At 33.1% G+C, this 18,387-nt stretch carries 14 protein-coding genes; 10 read left to right on the top strand and 4 right to left on the bottom strand.

What is annotated here, in order from left to right; genetic code table 11:
* The first annotated feature begins 199 nt into the window (after positions 1–199).
* From C8P67_RS10470 to C8P67_RS10460, 3 genes are all read left to right on the top strand, one after another.
* Entirely contained in the window at positions 200–4,246 is a 4,047-nt protein-coding gene (locus C8P67_RS10470) for an RCC1 domain-containing protein (RefSeq protein WP_115813085.1), read from the top strand.
* Between the two features lie 307 nt (positions 4,247–4,553).
* The gene (locus C8P67_RS10465) at positions 4,554–5,612 is read left to right on the top strand and encodes a T9SS type A sorting domain-containing protein (protein ID WP_245980419.1); all 1,059 of its coding nucleotides are present in this window, start codon (positions 4,554–4,556) and stop codon (positions 5,610–5,612) included.
* A 194-nt stretch (positions 5,613–5,806) separates the two neighbouring features.
* Complete coding sequence (locus C8P67_RS10460) at positions 5,807–7,057, top strand: T9SS type A sorting domain-containing protein (protein ID WP_115813081.1); 1,251 nt, start codon at positions 5,807–5,809, stop codon at positions 7,055–7,057.
* Positions 7,058–7,120: 63 nt separating this feature from the next.
* Here the strand turns inward: C8P67_RS10460 and C8P67_RS10455 are convergent, their stop codons facing one another.
* From C8P67_RS10455 to C8P67_RS10445, 3 genes are all read right to left on the bottom strand, one after another.
* Positions 7,121–7,978, bottom strand: coding sequence for an MBL fold metallo-hydrolase (locus C8P67_RS10455; protein WP_115813079.1), 858 nt, complete (start codon positions 7,976–7,978; stop codon positions 7,121–7,123).
* Positions 7,979–8,103: 125 nt separating this feature from the next.
* Positions 8,104–9,171 carry a M48 family metallopeptidase gene (locus C8P67_RS10450; RefSeq protein WP_115813077.1) on the bottom strand — a complete coding sequence of 356 codons (1,068 nt, stop codon included), beginning with the start codon at positions 9,169–9,171 and terminating at the stop codon, positions 8,104–8,106.
* A gap of 4 nt (positions 9,172–9,175) precedes the next feature.
* On the bottom strand, positions 9,176–10,135 hold the full coding sequence (locus C8P67_RS10445) for a YjgN family protein (RefSeq protein ID WP_115813075.1): 960 nt from the start codon (positions 10,133–10,135) through the stop codon (positions 9,176–9,178).
* 259 nt (positions 10,136–10,394) lie between these two features.
* Between C8P67_RS10445 and C8P67_RS10440 the strand changes: the two genes are divergently transcribed.
* The 6 genes from C8P67_RS10440 to sufD all read left to right on the top strand — a co-directional run bounded on the left by C8P67_RS10440 (position 10,395) and on the right by sufD (position 15,388).
* Positions 10,395–10,724: a HesB/IscA family protein gene (locus C8P67_RS10440; RefSeq protein ID WP_115813073.1), complete on the top strand. Its 330-nt coding sequence runs from the start codon at positions 10,395–10,397 to the stop codon at positions 10,722–10,724.
* A gap of 77 nt (positions 10,725–10,801) precedes the next feature.
* Positions 10,802–12,250 (top strand): Fe-S cluster assembly protein SufB, encoded by a 1,449-nt coding sequence (sufB, locus tag C8P67_RS10435; RefSeq protein WP_115813071.1) that lies wholly within the window; start codon positions 10,802–10,804, stop codon positions 12,248–12,250.
* 7 nt (positions 12,251–12,257) lie between these two features.
* Positions 12,258–12,746, top strand: coding sequence for a flavodoxin family protein (locus tag C8P67_RS10430; RefSeq protein ID WP_115813069.1), 489 nt, complete (start codon positions 12,258–12,260; stop codon positions 12,744–12,746).
* Positions 12,747–12,782: 36 nt separating this feature from the next.
* Positions 12,783–13,529, top strand: a complete 747-nt coding sequence (sufC, locus tag C8P67_RS10425) for a Fe-S cluster assembly ATPase SufC (protein WP_115813067.1) — start codon at positions 12,783–12,785, stop codon at positions 13,527–13,529.
* Between the two features lie 50 nt (positions 13,530–13,579).
* Entirely contained in the window at positions 13,580–13,948 is a 369-nt protein-coding gene (locus tag C8P67_RS10420; RefSeq protein ID WP_115813065.1) for a four helix bundle protein, read from the top strand.
* Between the two features lie 123 nt (positions 13,949–14,071).
* Positions 14,072–15,388 (top strand): Fe-S cluster assembly protein SufD, encoded by a 1,317-nt coding sequence (sufD, locus tag C8P67_RS10415; protein WP_115813064.1) that lies wholly within the window; start codon positions 14,072–14,074, stop codon positions 15,386–15,388.
* Between the two features lie 238 nt (positions 15,389–15,626).
* Here sufD and C8P67_RS10410 read toward each other — a convergent pair whose 3' ends face one another.
* A complete protein-coding gene (locus tag C8P67_RS10410; protein ID WP_115813062.1) occupies positions 15,627–16,979 on the bottom strand; it encodes a serine hydrolase domain-containing protein in 1,353 nt (450 codons plus the stop codon).
* Positions 16,980–17,165: 186 nt separating this feature from the next.
* On the opposite strand from C8P67_RS10410, the gene C8P67_RS10405 reads away from it, so the two are divergent.
* On the top strand, positions 17,166–18,380 hold the full coding sequence (locus C8P67_RS10405) for an aminotransferase class V-fold PLP-dependent enzyme (protein WP_115813060.1): 1,215 nt from the start codon (positions 17,166–17,168) through the stop codon (positions 18,378–18,380).
* Positions 18,381–18,387: the final 7 nt, after the last annotated feature.

Here is an 18,387-nt window from a genome sequence, read left to right as displayed (position 1 = left end):
TTGTAGGAAAACAAAATATATTTCTTATTATTGCTATGCAAAAAAACTGTATATATGAAAACAAAATTACTCATTATATTTACATTATTTACTATCGATTTATTCTCTCTAATCAACTTAGTTCCAAACAATAGATTTACTTTTTAAATACAAACTCCAAATATTAAAAATACTATTAAACAACCCAAATCTTTATTCTATGAAAAAAACTTTACTATTCATTCTTATCCTGCTTTCATACTTTCATACAAAAGCGCAATGCTGGAAAACAATGGCTGCCGGTTACAGTCATACAGCTGCGGTAAGAACAGACGGCACCTTATGGACATGGGGAAGTAATGACCAAGGACAATTAGGAAATAGTTCACCAACAAGTAAAAATGCCCCCGCAAAAATGGGAACAGATAACGATTGGGAAACAGTCGCTGCAGGATGGGGTCATACAGTTGCACTAAAGACAGATGGTTCATTATGGGCATGGGGATATGGCGGACTAGGGCAAATTGGTAATGGTTCGTTTACTACCAATTTTAATGCTCCCCAGCAAATAGGAATAGCAAAGAATTGGCAAACAATAGTGACTGGGCATGGTCACACAGCCGCACTAAAGACAGATGGCTCCTTATGGGCTTGGGGAAATAATTTTTCTGGTCAATTAGGAATTGGTAACAGCTTAGACAGAAATACTCCAACACGAGTAGGGACAGCTAATGATTGGCAGTTAGTAGCAGCTGGCAAACTTCACACGGTTGCCTTAAAAAAAGACGGAACATTATGGACTTGGGGAAATAATACATACGGAACATTAGGAGATGGCACTACAACAAAAAAAACTTCTCCAGTACAGATAGGAACAGAAAACAATTGGAAAACAATAAGTGCAGGAAGTGATCATACAATTGCTATAAAAAAAGATGGAACCTTATGGGCCTGGGGAGATAATACTTACGGGGCATTAGGAGATGGTACTACAACGAATAAACTTGTGCCAACACAAATAGGATCATCTGCCGATTGGAAAACTATCGACGGAGGAGTTAACTATACGATTGCTGTAAAAACAGACGGTACTTTATGGGCTTGGGGTTTTAACTCTGATGGAGAACTTGGGAATGGCACAAAGATCAATAGTCTTGTTCCGTTACAAATAGGAACAGAAAATAACTGGCAAATGATTGATGGAGGCTCTGTCCACACAGTGGCTATAAAAACAGACGAAAGTTTGTGGACCTGGGGAAGCAATTCCTTAGGACAATTGGGTGACGAAACGTCTATTGATAAAAATGTACCGACAGTATTAAATTGTATAGGTTCATTAATAGTAACGACAAAGCAAATTAACATAAGCTGTATAAATTATGACGGAGGTTCGGCATATATAGCGTCCATTTCGGGCGGTACAGCACCTTATTCCTACCTTTGGTCAAATGGAGATACAACAGCCTCAATTACTGGATTGAAAGCTGGTGATTATTCTTGTACGATTACAGATGCTAATATGTTATCAATCACTAAGAGTTTTGTCATTATAGAGCCAAGTCCTCTTTTTGCTACAACAACAAGTACAAATACAGACTGTAATGGGAACAATAACGGAATTATAACCATTATTGCGAATGGAGGAACGGCACCCTATCAATATGGAATTTCGAATATGGTTTTTCAACCTTCGAATGTATTCACTAACTTATCGCCAGGAACTTATGAACTATACGTAAAAGACTTCAATGGCTGTACAGTTTCAAATACTATTATTATTACGGTAAATTATACACCTCCTCCTACCGCAGCTGCACAGACATTCAATACTGGCGCCACAGTTACCAATTTACAGGCTGTCGGAGCTAATATTCAATGGTATAATGACATTACAGATGGGACAGCTTTAGATTTATCGGCTGCACTGAAGACAGGTAAATATTATGTTTCGCAAACAATCAACGGCTGCGAAAGTTCAAGAACAGCTGTCGATGTAATAATAACAACCGTGTCAGCAAATGAACCAATTCCAACAAATGGCTTGCTTGCTTATTATCCTTTTACCGGAAATGCTAATGATACAAGCGGAAAAGGAAATAATGGAATTGCCACCGATGTTACTCTAACAGAAGATAGATTCGGTAAAAGCAATAGTGCTTACTTTTTTAATGGTACAAGCAGCAACATTGAATCCGATATTGCTAATTATCCTCTTAAAGGAGGATCGCGGACAATTACAGGCTGGTTTAAAATGGCTGATCCAATTAATTCTGCAGAATCAGATTTTTGTCTTTTAAATTATGGAAATATAAATGACCCTAATTATTGGTTTAAAATCAGTTTTTATAGAAAAGGCTATTTAGATATGCAATTTGATTCTAAAACTTTTTCATCTCAGGAAAATTATTTTAACGATGAATGGACATTTTTTGCAATGACTTTTGATGAAACAAATAACAATTACTCCTTATATATAAACGGAGTATATAAAATGGGCGGAACAGCCAGTTTATATACAAACGGTTTTAATACTTTTTTTAGAATAGGACGAAATAAATTAGACAACTATTTTGAAGGTGCTATTGATGATATCGGTATTTGGAATCGCGTGCTTACACAGGAAGAAATAACAGGTTTATATACACCTGCACCTGTAAATAATGATCTTTTTACTTTAATTCCTGATTCAAACTTTGAACAAAAATTAATTGATTTGGAAATCGACAGCGGCAGTACCGATGGGAAAGTCCTAACATCCAAAATTAGTACCTTAACACATTTAAACGTTAGCAATAGTTCCATTTCAGATCTAACAGGAATACAAGACTTTGCACAATTAACGGATCTGTACTGTAATCAAAATCAATTAACAGCATTGAATGTAAGCAAAAATACATTTTTGAAAACTTTAGATTGTAACAACAACAAAATAGAGACTTTAGATGTAAGTAAAAATATTGCTTTGGATACTTTAAGCAGTTATTCAAATCGATTAACGGCTTTGGATGTAAAAATAAATAAGGCTTTAAAAAAATTAGATTGCGGTTCAAACCAAATCAGTACTTTGGATGTAAGTGCAAATACTGATTTAATATTTTTGGGATGCAATACCAGCCTGCTAACCACTTTGGATGTAAGTAAAAATACTGCATTGAAACTTCTTGATTGCCGCGAAAATAAATTAACCAACTTGGATGTTTCGACTATCGGTACTCTTACAGAGCTGTATTGTCAGTCTAATCAATTAACAAATTTGGATATAAGCAAAAATAAAGCTTTGGAATTTTTAAATTGTTCAAAAAATCTGTTAACCACTTTAAATGTAAGCGTCAATACAGCCTTAGTCGGTTTATATTCTAATTCTAATCAATTAACGAATTTGAATTTGAAAAATGGGAACAATACCAACCTTGCCTATCTAAATTTTAAAATAAATCCGAATTTAAGCTGTATTCAAGTTGACGATATTAATTATTCTAATGAAAATTGGTCTACTAAAAAAGATGCTACGGCTAATTTTAATACAGACTGCCAAAATTCAAATCAATTTACTTATATTCCCGATTCAAATTTTGAACAAAAGCTAATTGATTTAGGAATTGACACTGATGGCTTAAACGGAAAAATTACTATAGCAGACATAAGCGCAGTTACCACTTTAGACCTCTCAAATAGTAATATCAAAGATTTAACCGGAATTGAAAGTTTTACAGCACTAAACATTTTAGACTGCAGTAATAATCAGCTGGTTATTTTAGATCTTTCTAAAAACACTAAACTTCAAATTCTATATGTCACTGGTAACCCGCTTGTATACATAAATCTGCAAAATGGAAACAACCATAATTTTATCGTGAAATCGATAACAGACAAAAAATTGTCCAGCACCGGAGGAACAACCTTTTTGGGAATTACTACTTTAGGCTGTATAAAAGTGGATAACGCTGATTATTCAAACGCAAATTGGTCCAAGATTAAAGAAACAACAACTATGTATTCTGAAACTTGCACTTTGGGTCTCGAAGATTCTCAATTTAGTAAAGCGGCTGTCTATCCAAACCCAACAAAAGGAGAGGTTAATATTCTAAACATTGCTGTAGAAAAAGCGACAGTTTATAATGTATCTGGACAATTAGTAAAAACATTTACTTTAGATTCTGCCAATACAAATAATACTATTAATTTATCAGGGCTTCCAAAAGGAGTTTACTTCGTGTATCTAATTAATCAGGATGTTGCTTCTGTTAAAAAAGTTATAGTAGAGTAATGAAATTAGTAAAACTAAAAAACAACATTTTCAAACTAATGAAAATGTTGTTTTTAGTTTTATAAAATATCCATGCAACTGAATCGCTCTTTTAATCACAAGCCATTCTCTTTATGCTCAATGCTTATGAATTTTACTTTCATCAATATCTTATTAAAATAATAATACTAATATTATAATTCTCTGTTCTACAAACTTCAAATAATACATTTTAAACTTTAAATAGATTGAGTTCTTTTAACAATATATTGCTGAAAAATAATACTATTGCAAAATTGTTTAAATGCAAAAAAAATCCAAAATATTTATGAAAACAAAATTACTTCTTTTACTGTTTTTAGTATCATTATCAACTTATGCTCAATACACCGCAATACCAGATGTGAATTTTGAAAATAAATTAATTACATTAGGGATTGACTCCGGTGTGGCAGATGGGGAAGTATTGACTTCTAGTATCAATTCATTAACTTATTTGGATGTTTCTAGTAGCAATATTACAGATTTAACTGGAATACAGGATTTTGTAGCTCTGACAGAGTTAAACTGTGATTTCAATCAATTAACTACTCTAGACATTTCTAAAAATGTACTTTTGAATTGGTTATCTTGTTCCCACAATCAATTAACTTCTCTAGATGTTTCTAACAATTTGAATTTAGGCTATTTAGATTGCTCTATCAATAAATTAACATTTCTAGATGTTTCTAATAATGTAAAATTGCAAGACTTACACTGTTACTCCAATCAATTGACAACACTTGATGTTTCTAAAAACTTAACTTTGTATACTTTTACTTGTTATCAAAATCAATTAACCACTCTGGATGTTTCTAAAATCTTAGTTCTGTATACTTTTAGTTGTCAAGAAAATCAATTAACTACTTTAGATGTTTCAAAAAATGTAACTCTAATTAATTTAGATTGTTCTTCAAACAACCTTTCGAATCTGAACCTAAAAAATTCAAAAAACACTTTATTAACAAATCCTAATATAAGATTGTCAGGGAATCCAAACTTAACTTGCATACAAGTTGATGATGTAACATATTCAAACAACAATTGGGCAGGAGCAAAAGACGCTATCGCCAGTTATTCTGAAACTTGTACTTTGGGTATTGAAGATTCTCAATTTAATAAAGCGGCTGTCTATCCAAACCCAACAAAAGGAGAAGTTAATATTCTAAACATTGCTGTAGAAAAAGCGACAGTTTATAATGTGTCTGGACAATTAGTAAAAACATTTACTTTAGATTCTGCCAATACAAACCATACTATTAATTTATCAGATCTTCCAAAAGGAATTTACTTCGTGTACCTAATTAATCAGGATGCTGCTTCTGTCAAAAAAGTTATAGTAGAATAATTCTATTTTGTTAAACAAAAAAACCACATTTTCTAACTAATGAAAATGTGGTTTTTTATATACTTAAAGTAGCCGCCAACTCCTGCGTTTTTTTATTGTAAAATAAAATTCATGAAATTATAATCAATATAAATGAATTTTGTAAGAAAAAAATATTCCGTATTCTTGTTAAAATTTATCCAAAACCTTTATCTATGAAAATAAAATTACTTTTTTTGCTATTTTTAGTATCATTACCTTCGTTTGCACAATACACACTTATTCCAGATGTGAATTTCGAAAACAAATTAATTGCACTTAGGATCGACTCTGGTGTGGCAGATGGGAAAGTATTGACTTCTAGTATCAATTCATTAACTTATTTGAATGTTTCAAGTAGCAATATTACAGATTTAACTGGAATTCAGAATTTTGTGAGTTTGATACATTTATTTTGCGAGGAAAACCAATTAACTACTCTTGATGTTTCTAAAAATGTTGCTTTAGCAAGTTTAAGTTGCAATTCTAATCAATTAACGAATTTAAATCTTTCCAATAATCCTGTTTTAAAGGACTTACTTTTTGACAATAATCAATTAAAGAATTTAGATGTTTCCAAAAATGTTGCTTTAGAGAACTTATTTTGCCGTTATAATCAATTAACGAATTTAGATTTTTCAAAGAATGTGGCTTTACAGAGCTTATTTTGCGATTTTAATCAATTAACGAATTTAGATATTTCAAAGAATGCTGATTTAAGTGTCTTAAATTGTAATTCTAATCAATTAACAGCATTAGATGTTAGTAAAAATATAGCGTTACGGAGTCTATCTTGTGATTATAATCAATTAACAAATTTAGATGTTTCTAAGAATACCACTTTAAAAGATTTATTTTGCATAGCTAATCAATTAACTAATTTAAATGTTTCTAAGAATACTCTTTTAGATTTATTAAATTGTAGTTATAATCAATTAACGAGTTTAGATATTTCTATGAATACTAATCTAAATTACTTAATTTGTAATTCAAATCGATTAGCAAACCTAAATTTGAAGAACGGAAAGAATGTTAATTTTGGTGATACTCACATTGATTTTACAGAAAATCTAAATTTAATCTGCATTCAAGTAGATGATGTTGACTATTCGAATTTAAACTGGCCAAACAAAAAAAATTTCTATGCTACTTATAGTACAAGTTGTTCATGGCTAGGAATTTCTGAAGCCATTTTTGACAAAATAGCGGTTTATCCAAATCCTACCAAAGAAGAATTGTACATTGATAATATTATCCTTGAAAAAGCAACAGTTTATAATGTATCAGGACAATTAGTAAGAACATTTACCTTAGATTCTGCCAATACAAATAATACAATTAATTTATCAGGGCTTCCAAAAGGAGTTTACTTCGTGTACCTAATTAATCAGGACGCAGCTTCTGTCAAAAAAGTTATAGTAGAGTAATTCTATTTTGTTAAACAAAAAAACCACATTTTCTAACTAATGAAAATGTGGTTTTTTTATGTCTTAGAAAATATCCGAAGAGCTAAACCGCTCTTTCAATCGCACCCCTTTCTCGGTATGCTCAACAGTTATAATTTCATTATGCGCATCGTGTTCCAAAAACAAATAGTAATTATTATCGGCGGCGGTGTTCAGAAATTTTGATTTTTCAGGCATTGTCAGCAGAGGCCTCGTGTCATATCCCATGACGTACGGCAAGGGCAGGTGTCCGGCTGTAGGCAATAAATCGGCACAAAAAACAATGGTTTTGTCCTGATACTGAATATGCGGAATCATCATTTTTTCGGTATGACCATCAACATAAAAAATTCCAAATCCCAGCTCTTTAGAAATCTCAAAATCACTTTCTGGTTTTGAAATAAAATGAAGCTGTCCGCTTTCCTGCATCGGCAGAATATTTTCGGATAAAAAAGATGCTTTTTCTCGTGCATTTGGTTTTGTCGCCCATTCCCAATGGTTTTCATTGGTCCAGAATTTAGCGTTTTTAAAAGCAGGTTCATAACCCGTTTTATCTTTGTTCCACTGCACACTTCCGCCACAATGGTCAAAATGCAGATGCGTCATAAAAACATCGGTAATATCGTCTCGGTGAAAACCGTACTGCGCCAAAGATTTATCCATAGAATGCATTCCCCAAAGCGAATAGTATCCAAAAAATTTCTCTGACTGTTTATTCCCCATTCCGGTGTCAATCAAAATCAATCTATTACCATCTTCAATCAGCAGACAGCGTGCGGCAATATCAATGAGATTATTTTCATCGGCGGGATTGGTTTTGTTCCAAATGGTTTTTGGTACCACGCCAAACATTGCGCCGCCATCTAGTTTAAAATTACCTGTTTCTATTGGATAAAGTTTCATAATACTTAGTGTTGAATTTATACCAAATGTATGCGATTCAAGAATAATCTAAAACTATTTTGGAACGAATTCAAAAATCAAACCAATAAAAAAAGCCTGAATCCATTTTTGAATTCAGGCTTACTTTAATTTTTAATGACTAAAAACAGCTTCTTTAATTTTAAATTATCTTCAAATTGAAAAGGTCTTGTTTTAATCAATTCATTGATATCGTTAATTCTGTCGGTTGTAACTGGATGCGAACTTAAAAATTCAGGAATAGTCACAACTTCTTCGTCTTGCAGCCGTTTGAATAAATTCGACATCCCTTTTGGATTTACTTTATTTAAAGCAACAATTTCGAAACCTTCAACATCTGCTTCATGCTCAAAATTCCTTGAATAAGACAGTGACTGCAAATTATTTACATTGTCTCCAATTGTTGCCATAATCCCATTCGCATCTCCTAAAATAGCTGATATAAATATGTAGCCAGATAGATTTCTGCATACCATTTTCATTGAATGCCTATGATTCACATGGGCCGTTTCATGACCAATAAGACCCACTAATTCATCATAATTTTTCATGGTCTTAAGTATGCCTGAAAAAACAACAATGTTCCCGTCTGGCAGTGCATAAGCATTTACAATTGGCGAATCTACAACAGTGAATTTTAATTTTTTTGTGTTTTTTAAATGCAGCTCCTTTGCAAATAAATTTAATGCTTTTGTCTTCTCGGCATCAACATCGCTAAACAGCATATTCTGATCAAAAAAGGTGGATCCTAACTTAGAATCATAATCTTCTGGAATGATTATCACTGCTTTTTCTGCTGCCCAAGGAATGACATACAAGTAGCCCAATCCAATAATCGCAAAAATGAAAACGGTAAAAAGGATATGGGCTTTGATTCCCATATCCATTAATTTATGATACCAGCTCTGATTGCCGCGTTTTTTTCTTAAATACTGAAGTTTTGCTGTAAAATCGCTATTATTAATTTTGATGTTTTGAACAGGATCATTTCCATGTTCAATGTTCATATTCTTTGATTTTATTTGAAAATTAATTTCATTCAGATTCCAAGTGTGCTGCTGATTATTCTCCGTTTCAAAAACAAGAACATTTTTTTCAATGTCGAGAATTAATTCAATATCCTTCGGAATTGCTGATTCTCCGTCAAAGAAGACTGCATTAGTTTTTTCTTTCATCCTATTACATCACAAAATCCATGTCGAGGAAATCACCTATATCTTCGCCTGTAGCATCTTTATAATTTTCTTCGGTCTGCAGCAATAGATTCAAATCAATATTTCCTTCCATCTCAATATTTTCAAAAATATATTTCATCGTTCTGGTAACCACCCATGCATAACCAATGCCAAGCGTGCCAATGATTATTAATATATTTACAATTGCAAGACCAAAAAAACCCTCACCTGTCACGGTTGAATTCAAGGCTATTTCTTTATCGTCTTTACTCAGACTTAAATTATTGATGTAATATTCAAAAAGATCTTTTTGCCACCAAAAAGAGTATATTCCTAAAGTAATTACCGTTAAGAGATACCCCTTAAGATTCAGCATAAAATAATCACCGCCATCACCATTACTATTAAATTCAACATCGCCGAATCGGATATTTCCTAATACATAATTTCTCATATTAATAGACATCCAAGAGGCGTATATTCCAAAAGTACAAATAGTATACAAAAGCCATTTAAAGAAATTTATACTAAACTCTTTTCGGTCTCCTCTATAGCCAAAACGGATTCCCCTCCAAGAAGTTCTGGACATTCTATATCTATAAGAACCATGGATTGCAAATGGCAATAGCGCCAAAATGCCTAAATAAAGAATTCCAATTCCCAAAATTGGTAATTGGAGATAAAGGAATAAAAAGAATAATCCGTAAAGAACTCCTATTATAAGTATTGCTTTTATAAAACCTTTAAACATTTCCTTACCAGTTCCATGAAATGAAAAAGAATCGCCATTCAAAGACGTTTCGCCGTATAAAAACTGCAATTTTCTTGCTTTGGCCCATGGGTAATAAAACCCTAAAGTAAGAACTGTCAATAGCCAATTGACAATAATAACGCTAAAAAATTCGCTTCCTTTTCCATTAAACTCAAGCTGATAGTTTGTTGGGGTGTGTAATGTTTCTTCCATCTTTATTAGTACTATTTTGTTTGTTAATAGGACATAAATATATCTTTTTTAATTGAGAAATCTAATTTTATATAACAAATTCCTATTTTGATATTAGTTATATAAATGTTATCAGTTATGAAAAAAAGCATTTTATATAGTATCTTTGCAGTTAATTTAGACGAAATAAATATTAGAATATAAAGAAGCTTACAGAAATTGTGCTGACTACAGAACTCACAATAAGTTATTTAATTCTAAAAAAATAAAAAAAACTAAGATGATACAAGTTTCTGATACTGCCAAAAAGAAAATCATCGATTTGATGAAAGATGATGGTTATGATGCTGCTATAGACTACGTAAGAGTAGGTGTAAAAAGCGGTGGTTGCTCTGGTTTGTCATATGATTTGAAATTTGACAAAAACAAAGGCGAAGATGATAAAATATTTGAAGACAACGAAATAAAAATTGCAGTCGAAAAAAAATCGTTCCTTTATTTAGCAGGAACAATTTTGGAGTTTTCTGGAGGGTTAAATGGCAAGGGATTTGTCTTTAATAATCCAAATGCTAACAGGACCTGCGGTTGTGGAGAATCATTCTCCCTTTAGTCCAATGTTGAAAGTCATAAAGTCGAAAGACTAGCTTGACTTTCAAACTTTTGACTTTCAAACTTTAAGACTTAAAAATGAGTAAATACACCGAAGACGATTTAAAAATCGAATTAGAGACCAAAGAATACGAGTACGGATTTTATACTGAATTAGAATCTGAAACTTTTCCTATTGGTCTAAACGAAGATATTGTTCGAGCAATCTCCCAAAAGAAAGACGAGCCACAATGGATGACCGATTGGCGAATTGAAGCTTTTCGCGCTTGGCAGGAAATGATTGAGCCGGAATGGGCAAATGTTAACTATATAAAGCCCGACTTTCAGGCTATTTCATATTATTCAGCTCCTAAAAAAGCAGACCCAAACAAAACTCTTAACGATGTAGATCCAGAACTTTTGGAAATGTACAAAAAATTAGGAATCTCAATCGATGAGCAAAAAAAGATGAACAATATCGCTATGGATATTGTGGTTGACTCCGTTTCGGTAGCAACAACTTTCAAAGCGACATTGGCTGAAAAAGGAATAATCTTTATGAGTATTTCCGAAGCTATTAAAGAACATCCCGAATTAGTTCGTAAACATCTTGGTACAGTTGTTCCTCAAAAAGACAACTTTTATGCAGCATTGAATTCAGCTGTTTTCTCAGACGGATCTTTCTGCTATATTCCAAAAGGCGTTCGCTGTCCAATGGAACTTTCCACTTATTTCAGAATCAATCAGGCAGGAACAGGGCAATTTGAAAGAACTTTATTAGTTGCTGACGAAGGCAGTTATGTTTCTTACTTAGAAGGATGTACCGCTCCAACCCGTGACGAAAATCAACTACACGCAGCTGTTGTTGAATTAATTGCATTGGAAGGTGCTGAAATAAAATATTCTACCGTTCAAAACTGGTATCCAGGAAATAAAGAAGGTAAAGGCGGGGTTTTCAATTTTGTGACTAAAAGAGGATTGTGTGAGAACAATGCAAAAATCTCTTGGACACAAGTGGAAACAGGATCTGCAATTACCTGGAAATACCCTTCTGTTGTTTTAAAAGGTGATAACTCAATTGGTGAATTTTATTCAATTGCCGTTACCAATAATTTCCAACAAGCAGATACAGGAACCAAAATGATTCACTTGGGTAAAAACAGTAAATCAACTATTATTTCCAAAGGAATTTCTGCAGGAAAATCACAAAACAGCTATAGAGGTTTAGTACAGATTAGTGCAAGGGCTGAAAACGCCAGAAACTTTTCGCAATGTGACTCTTTGTTAATGGGTAACAATTGTGGCGCACATACTTTTCCATACATTGAAAGTAAAAATCCATCGGCCAAAATAGAACACGAAGCGACAACCAGTAAAATTGGTGAAGATCAGGTTTTCTATTGCAACCAACGTGGAATCCCAACCGAAAAAGCAATTGCACTTATCGTAAACGGTTTCAGTAAAGATGTCTTGAACAAATTGCCAATGGAATTTGCTGTTGAAGCTCAAAAATTATTGGAAATTTCATTAGAAGGAAGTGTCGGTTAATTTGAAAATGGAAAACAAAAAAGTTATTATAGTAGGTTCTTCTAGAAGTGATGGAAATACTTCTAAAATAGCAGATAAAATTTCTAATCAAATAAATGCAGATATTATTGATTTAAAAGATTATTCTATTTCCTACTATGATTATGAAAGTAAGAATATCGAAGATGATTTCTTGTGTTTAATAAAATCGATACTGGAAAAATATGATACCATAATTTTTGCTACACCTGTATATTGGTATGCTATGAGTGGTATAATGAAAGTATTTTTCGATCGGTTTTCAGATTTAATTAGAACAGAAAAGGAAATAGGTCGAAAATTCAGAGGTAAAGAAATGTTTGTTATTTCAAATTCTGATGATGATAAATTAGATTATGATTTTCATTTACCCTTTCGATTATCTGCAAATTATTTAGGAATGAAATATCTAGGAGAACAACATTTTTCCTATCAAACAATAAAAGACCAGGAACACATAAATAGTATTTTGTCATAAAGAGAATTTGAAATTCTTTTAAAATTAAAAAAACAAATGTTAAGTATAAAAAATTTACACGCCTCAATAGGTGACAAGGAAATATTAAAAGGGATAAACCTTGAAATAAAAGCAGGAGAAGTTCATGCCATCATGGGACCTAATGGTGCCGGAAAAAGTACTTTATCAGCTGTAATTGCAGGAAATGAAAACTACGAAGTAACTGATGGTGAAGTAATTTTGGACGGAGACGATCTTGCCGAATTAGCTCCAGAAGAAAGAGCACACAAAGGAGTTTTCCTTTCGTTCCAATATCCTGTAGAAATTCCAGGTGTATCGGTAACCAACTTTATGAGATCTGCAATTAACGAAACTCGTAAAGCTAAAGGTCAGGAAGAAATGCCAGCAAATGAAATGCTGAAATTGATTCGTGAAAAATCTGAATTATTGGAAATCGACAGGAAATTTCTTTCTCGCTCATTAAATGAAGGATTTTCTGGAGGAGAGAAAAAACGTAACGAGATTTTCCAAATGGCAATGTTAGAGCCAAAATTAGCTATCCTTGACGAAACCGATTCTGGATTAGATATTGATGCGCTTCGTATTGTAGCCAATGGTGTAAACAAATTGAAAAGCGAGAAAAATGCAGTAGTTGTAATCACGCACTATCAAAGATTATTGGATTATATCGTTCCTGATTTTGTTCACGTTCTTTACAACGGAAAAATCGTGAAATCTGGTGACGCATCGCTTGCACACGAATTGGAAGACAAAGGATACGATTGGATTAAAGCAGAGAATTAAATTAAGTCCAAAGTCGTAAAGTCTAAAGTTGTAAAGTAAAAAAACCGTAAATGAGTAAGTTTAATTCTTTTGAAGAAATTAATTCTTGGCAAAAGGCAAGAGTTTTAAACAAAAGAATTTACATAATTACTGAAAATTCAAACTTTAAAAAAGACTTTGATTTTACCAGACAAATTAGACGAGCATCTATTTCGATAACTTCCAATATTGCTGAAGGTTTTGAAAGAAATACAGATAAGGAGTTTATTTATTTTTTATATGTTGCCAAAGCTTCGGCAGGTGAAGTTCGTTCTCAATTATATTTGGCCTTTGATTTAAATTATATTACAAAAGAAGAGTTTGAAAAACTTTTAGAATCAATAACAGAGATATCAAAATTGTTAAGTGGTTTTATTAAATATTTGAGTCCAAAGTCATAATGTCAAATGTCATAAAACAATTTGCTTTGACTTTAAAACTTTTAAGACTTATAAACATAAAGAATAGTTGACAATCTTGAGTCTTTCGACTTTTGACTTTCAACTTTAAGACCTAAATAAAAAATGGAATTAAAAGAAAAATTACTATCGTCTTTTATGGCTTTTGAAGAGCGTGTCGATGTTCATTCCGAACTTCATGACGTGCGAACTTTAGCAATAAAAAACTTTGAAAATAAAGGTTTCCCAACCAAAAAAGAAGAAAGCTGGAAATACACTTCGCTAAGTGCCATTTTAAAAAATGACTTTACCGTTTTTCCAAAAACTGAGAACGCTATTCAATATAGCGACGTAAAAAAATACTTTTTACACGAAATAGACACTTACAAAGTTGTTTTTGTTGATGGTGTTTTTAGCTCGCATTTATCTTCAACGACTCACGAGGGAGTTGATGTTTGCTTAATGTCATCGGCATTGAACAAGCCAAAATACAAAATGGTTATTGATTCTTACTTCAATCAAATTGCCAGTAAAGATGAGAGTTTGACTTCTCTAAATACGGCTTTCGCCAATGAAGGAGCGTATATCAACATCCCAAAAAGCAAAGTTGCCGATAAGCCTATCGAAATCATGTATTTCTCTACAGGAAACGAAACCGCACTTTTGGTACAGCCAAGAAACTTGGTTATTGTTGGCGAAAACTCACATGTTCAAATCATCGAACGTCACCAAAGCCTGAATAACAATCCGGTTTTGACCAATTCGGTTACTGAGATTTTTGCTCAAAAAAGAGCCATTGTGGATTATTACAAAATTCAAAATGACAATCTGGAAGCCAATTTGATTGACAATACTTATGTTTCCCAAAAACAGGAAAGCCACGTTTCGGTTCACACTTTCTCTTTTGGAGGAAACTTGACCAGAAACAATTTGAACTTTTACCACTTTGGAGAAAGATTGACAAGCACTTTAAACGGAATCACAATTATAGGGGACAAACAGCACGTTGACCATTACACTTTGGTAAACCATGCATCGCCAAATTGCGAAAGTTTTCAAGATTACAAAGGAATTTTCACTGATCGTTCTACTGGAGTTTTCAACGGAAAAGTATATGTGGAAAAAGAAGCTCAAAAAACAAATGCATTCCAAAAAAGCAACAACATCCTTTTGAGCGACAAAGCAACTATCAACGCTAAACCACAATTGGAAATTTTTGCTGATGATGTAAAATGTTCTCACGGTTGTACTGTTGGACAATTGGACGAAACTGCTATGTTCTACATGCAACAACGTGGAATTCCAAAGAAAGAAGCCAAAGCATTATTAATGTACGCTTTCTCGAATTCTGTAATTGAAAACATCAAAATACCTGAATTGAAACAACGAATCACGACTATTATCGCTAATAAATTGGGCGTAAAAATTGGATTTGATTTATAGTTTTTAACCACAAATTATATTCAAACCCGACAGGTTTTAAAAACCTGTCGGGTTTTTTATTTATTTTTTTACTAAACAATAAATAAACAATATAAATCCAAGAAAAGATAATACTAAACCTAAAACAAGACAAATGGAATTATAAGGATGGCTAATAATTGTTGACCAAGCCATTCCATTTAAAACAAAACCAATTATCATTAATAGAAATGATATTAAAAATTTATTCTTTCCCATATTATTCTTTCTTCACACTCCCCACAACTCCCTTCAACAACCCGTTAAAATCAAATTTAGAATCACCTGTCAATCCCAATCTCACAATTACCAAATCCTTTGACGGAATAATAAATACCTTTTGTCCGTTAAAACCATTACAGGAATACATATCTCTTGGAGCATCTGGATAAAATCCATCTGCATTGAGCCAAAAATGCGCTCCGTATTTACCATTTGAAGTGTTTGTAGGAGTTGAAACATACTTCTCCCAACTGGTGTTAAATAGTTGTTCTCCATTCCAATTGCCTTTATGCAAATATAATAATCCCAATTTTGACCAATCTCTTGTTGTTGCCCAAGCATAGGACGAACCTACATAGTTACCTGCCATATCAGTTTCTACAATCATTGAGTGCATTCCGATTTTGTCAATCAATGCTGAATACCAAAAATCCAGATATTCCTGATGCGTTTTGAACTGCTTCCGCAAAATACCCGAAAGCAAATTAGTCGTTCCAGAAGAATAATTCCAATGGGTATTAGGCTTAAAAACGGCTGGTTTCAACAATTGTGAGCGGGACATATCTTCATCGTGAAAAAGCATTTCAGTTGCATCACAGATTCTGTCATAATGCTCGTCCCATTCCAAACCCGAATTCATATGAAGCAAATCATTGGTCGTAATGTTTTTTCTGTCATCATTTTGCCATTCGGGAATTGGAGCTGGCTTGTAGATATCAAAATTTCCTTGTTTTTGAAGTATTCCAAAAAGAGTTCCTGTGATACTCTTAGTCATTGACCAGCCCAAAAGAATACTATTTTTTGTCAAGCCATTCGCGTATTTCTCAGCAATGATTTTGTCTTTATAAATAACCAAAACAGAACGCGTTCTTTTGATATTATCTTCTTCCACATCAAATGCATTGGCGACAGCCTCATTCAATTTGGTATAATCTACATTGGCAAAAACAGTGTCATTGGGTTCTGCATCTCCATACGGAAAAGGAAGATAATTTTTTTTAGATTTCGTTCTTTTGGGAATTTCATACGGTTTATTGACATCAAAATTATCATCAATTAATGTAGCACCCAATTCAGTTCTATAAATTGCTTTTCGTTTTTTTAACCCAAAAACGGTAGCCGCTGCAAATTTTTCTGATTCATTTATTTCATTGGAAGCCCAACGAATAACGTCAAAATCATTATCACTTTCCTCGATATTTTCCAGTGAACGATTGGCTATGAAATGACAGCTTGCAACGCTTTTGGCCGAAAATCCTGAAATTAATTCCAGCCTTCGGAAAGTTGTAATGCCAAAATAAATCAAAAACAAAAGAACCAAAGAGACGATTATTTTCAAATATTTTTTCATAACAGGATATATTTATCCTAATTTAATAAAAAAAGGAACACAAAAATAAAGACTGATAAATTCTGTTTGATTTTATATCAATAACAATACTTTCTTCCAAAGCGATTTCACAATTATTCCTTATTGTTCCTAGAAAACTAAATCAATTGTGTTACTTTTGTATTTAGAAAAAATCTAAATAAAACAATGTTAGATATTCAAAAAATAAGAGCCGACTTTCCTATTCTTTCAGAAAAAGTAAATGGAAAACCACTAGTATATTTCGATAACGGAGCCACTTCGCAAAAACCGCAAGTGGTTATCGATGCGATTGCAAAGTATTATCAGGAAATTAATGCCAACATTCACAGAGGCGTTCATACATTGAGCCAATTGGCAACTGATGCTTATGAAGTTTCACGCGGAAAAGTGCAAAATCATATTAATGCCAAATATGCCCACGAAGTGCTTTTCACTTCGGGAACTACTTTTGGTATCAACTTGGTCGCTAATGGATTTGCTTCGATTTTAAAATCGGGTGATGAAGTGATTGTTTCTTCATTGGAACACCACAGCAATATTGTGCCTTGGCAGATGCTCTGCGAAAAAACAGGAGCAACGCTAAAAGTAATTCCGATGGATGAAAACGGCGAATTGATAATGGCTGAATACGACAAATTGCTTTCTGCCAAAACCAAAATCGTTACCGTAAATCATATTTCGAATGCATTGGGAATTATCAATCCTATCAAATATATGATCGACAAAGCACACGAAGTTGGTTCAGCAGTTTTAATTGACGGAGCGCAGGCAGTTCCGCATTTAAAACCAGATGTTCAGGCTTTGGATTGTGATTTCTATGCTTTTTCGGGACATAAAATGTGCGGTCCAACGGGGACAGGAATTTTATACGGAAAAGAAGCTTGGCTGAATAAATTACCTCCTTATCAAGGCGGTGGTGAAATGATCAAAGAGGTAACTTTCGAAAAAACAACCTATGCCGATCTGCCTCATAAATTTGAAGCAGGAACTCCACATATTGCAGGCGGAATTGTTCTGGGAACGGCCATTGATTATATGAATGAAATTGGTTTTGAAAACATTCAGAAACAGGAATTGGAACTGCTGGAATATGCCACAGAACGATTATCAGAAATTGAAGGACTAAAAATTTACGGAAACAGTAAAACAAAAACTTCAGTTGTCTCGTTTAATATTGATGGTATTCATCCGTATGACATTGGAACAATAATTGACAAATTGGGTATCGCTGTAAGAACCGGTCACCATTGCGCTCAGCCGATTATGAATTTCTTCTGTATTCCAGGAACGATAAGAGCTTCATTTTCTTTTTACAATACCAAAGAAGAAATTGACGCATTGGTTGAAGCCGTGAAAAAAGCGCAAATGATGCTTTCTTAAATTCGTA

It is taken from the genome of Flavobacterium aquicola (genome assembly GCF_003385115.1).
GTDB lineage: Bacteria > Bacteroidota > Bacteroidia > Flavobacteriales > Flavobacteriaceae > Flavobacterium > Flavobacterium aquicola.
Note: the sequence above shows the minus strand (reverse complement) of the source record. Positions and strands in the feature narration are given on the sequence as shown.

Coding starts and splice junctions, on each gene's coding strand:
- C8P67_RS10470 (WP_115813085.1), top strand. CDS start 200: ATGAAAAAAACTTTACTATTCATTCTTATCCTGCTTTCATACTTTCAT.
- C8P67_RS10465 (WP_245980419.1), top strand. CDS start 4,554: ATGAAAACAAAATTACTTCTTTTACTGTTTTTAGTATCATTATCAACT.
- C8P67_RS10460 (WP_115813081.1), top strand. CDS start 5,807: ATGAAAATAAAATTACTTTTTTTGCTATTTTTAGTATCATTACCTTCG.
- C8P67_RS10455 (WP_115813079.1), bottom strand. CDS start 7,978: ATGAAACTTTATCCAATAGAAACAGGTAATTTTAAACTAGATGGCGGC.
- C8P67_RS10450 (WP_115813077.1), bottom strand. CDS start 9,171: ATGAAAGAAAAAACTAATGCAGTCTTCTTTGACGGAGAATCAGCAATT.
- C8P67_RS10445 (WP_115813075.1), bottom strand. CDS start 10,135: ATGGAAGAAACATTACACACCCCAACAAACTATCAGCTTGAGTTTAAT.
- C8P67_RS10440 (WP_115813073.1), top strand. CDS start 10,395: ATGATACAAGTTTCTGATACTGCCAAAAAGAAAATCATCGATTTGATG.
- sufB (WP_115813071.1), top strand. CDS start 10,802: ATGAGTAAATACACCGAAGACGATTTAAAAATCGAATTAGAGACCAAA.
- C8P67_RS10430 (WP_115813069.1), top strand. CDS start 12,258: ATGGAAAACAAAAAAGTTATTATAGTAGGTTCTTCTAGAAGTGATGGA.
- sufC (WP_115813067.1), top strand. CDS start 12,783: ATGTTAAGTATAAAAAATTTACACGCCTCAATAGGTGACAAGGAAATA.
- C8P67_RS10420 (WP_115813065.1), top strand. CDS start 13,580: ATGAGTAAGTTTAATTCTTTTGAAGAAATTAATTCTTGGCAAAAGGCA.
- sufD (WP_115813064.1), top strand. CDS start 14,072: ATGGAATTAAAAGAAAAATTACTATCGTCTTTTATGGCTTTTGAAGAG.
- C8P67_RS10410 (WP_115813062.1), bottom strand. CDS start 16,979: ATGAAAAAATATTTGAAAATAATCGTCTCTTTGGTTCTTTTGTTTTTG.
- C8P67_RS10405 (WP_115813060.1), top strand. CDS start 17,166: ATGTTAGATATTCAAAAAATAAGAGCCGACTTTCCTATTCTTTCAGAA.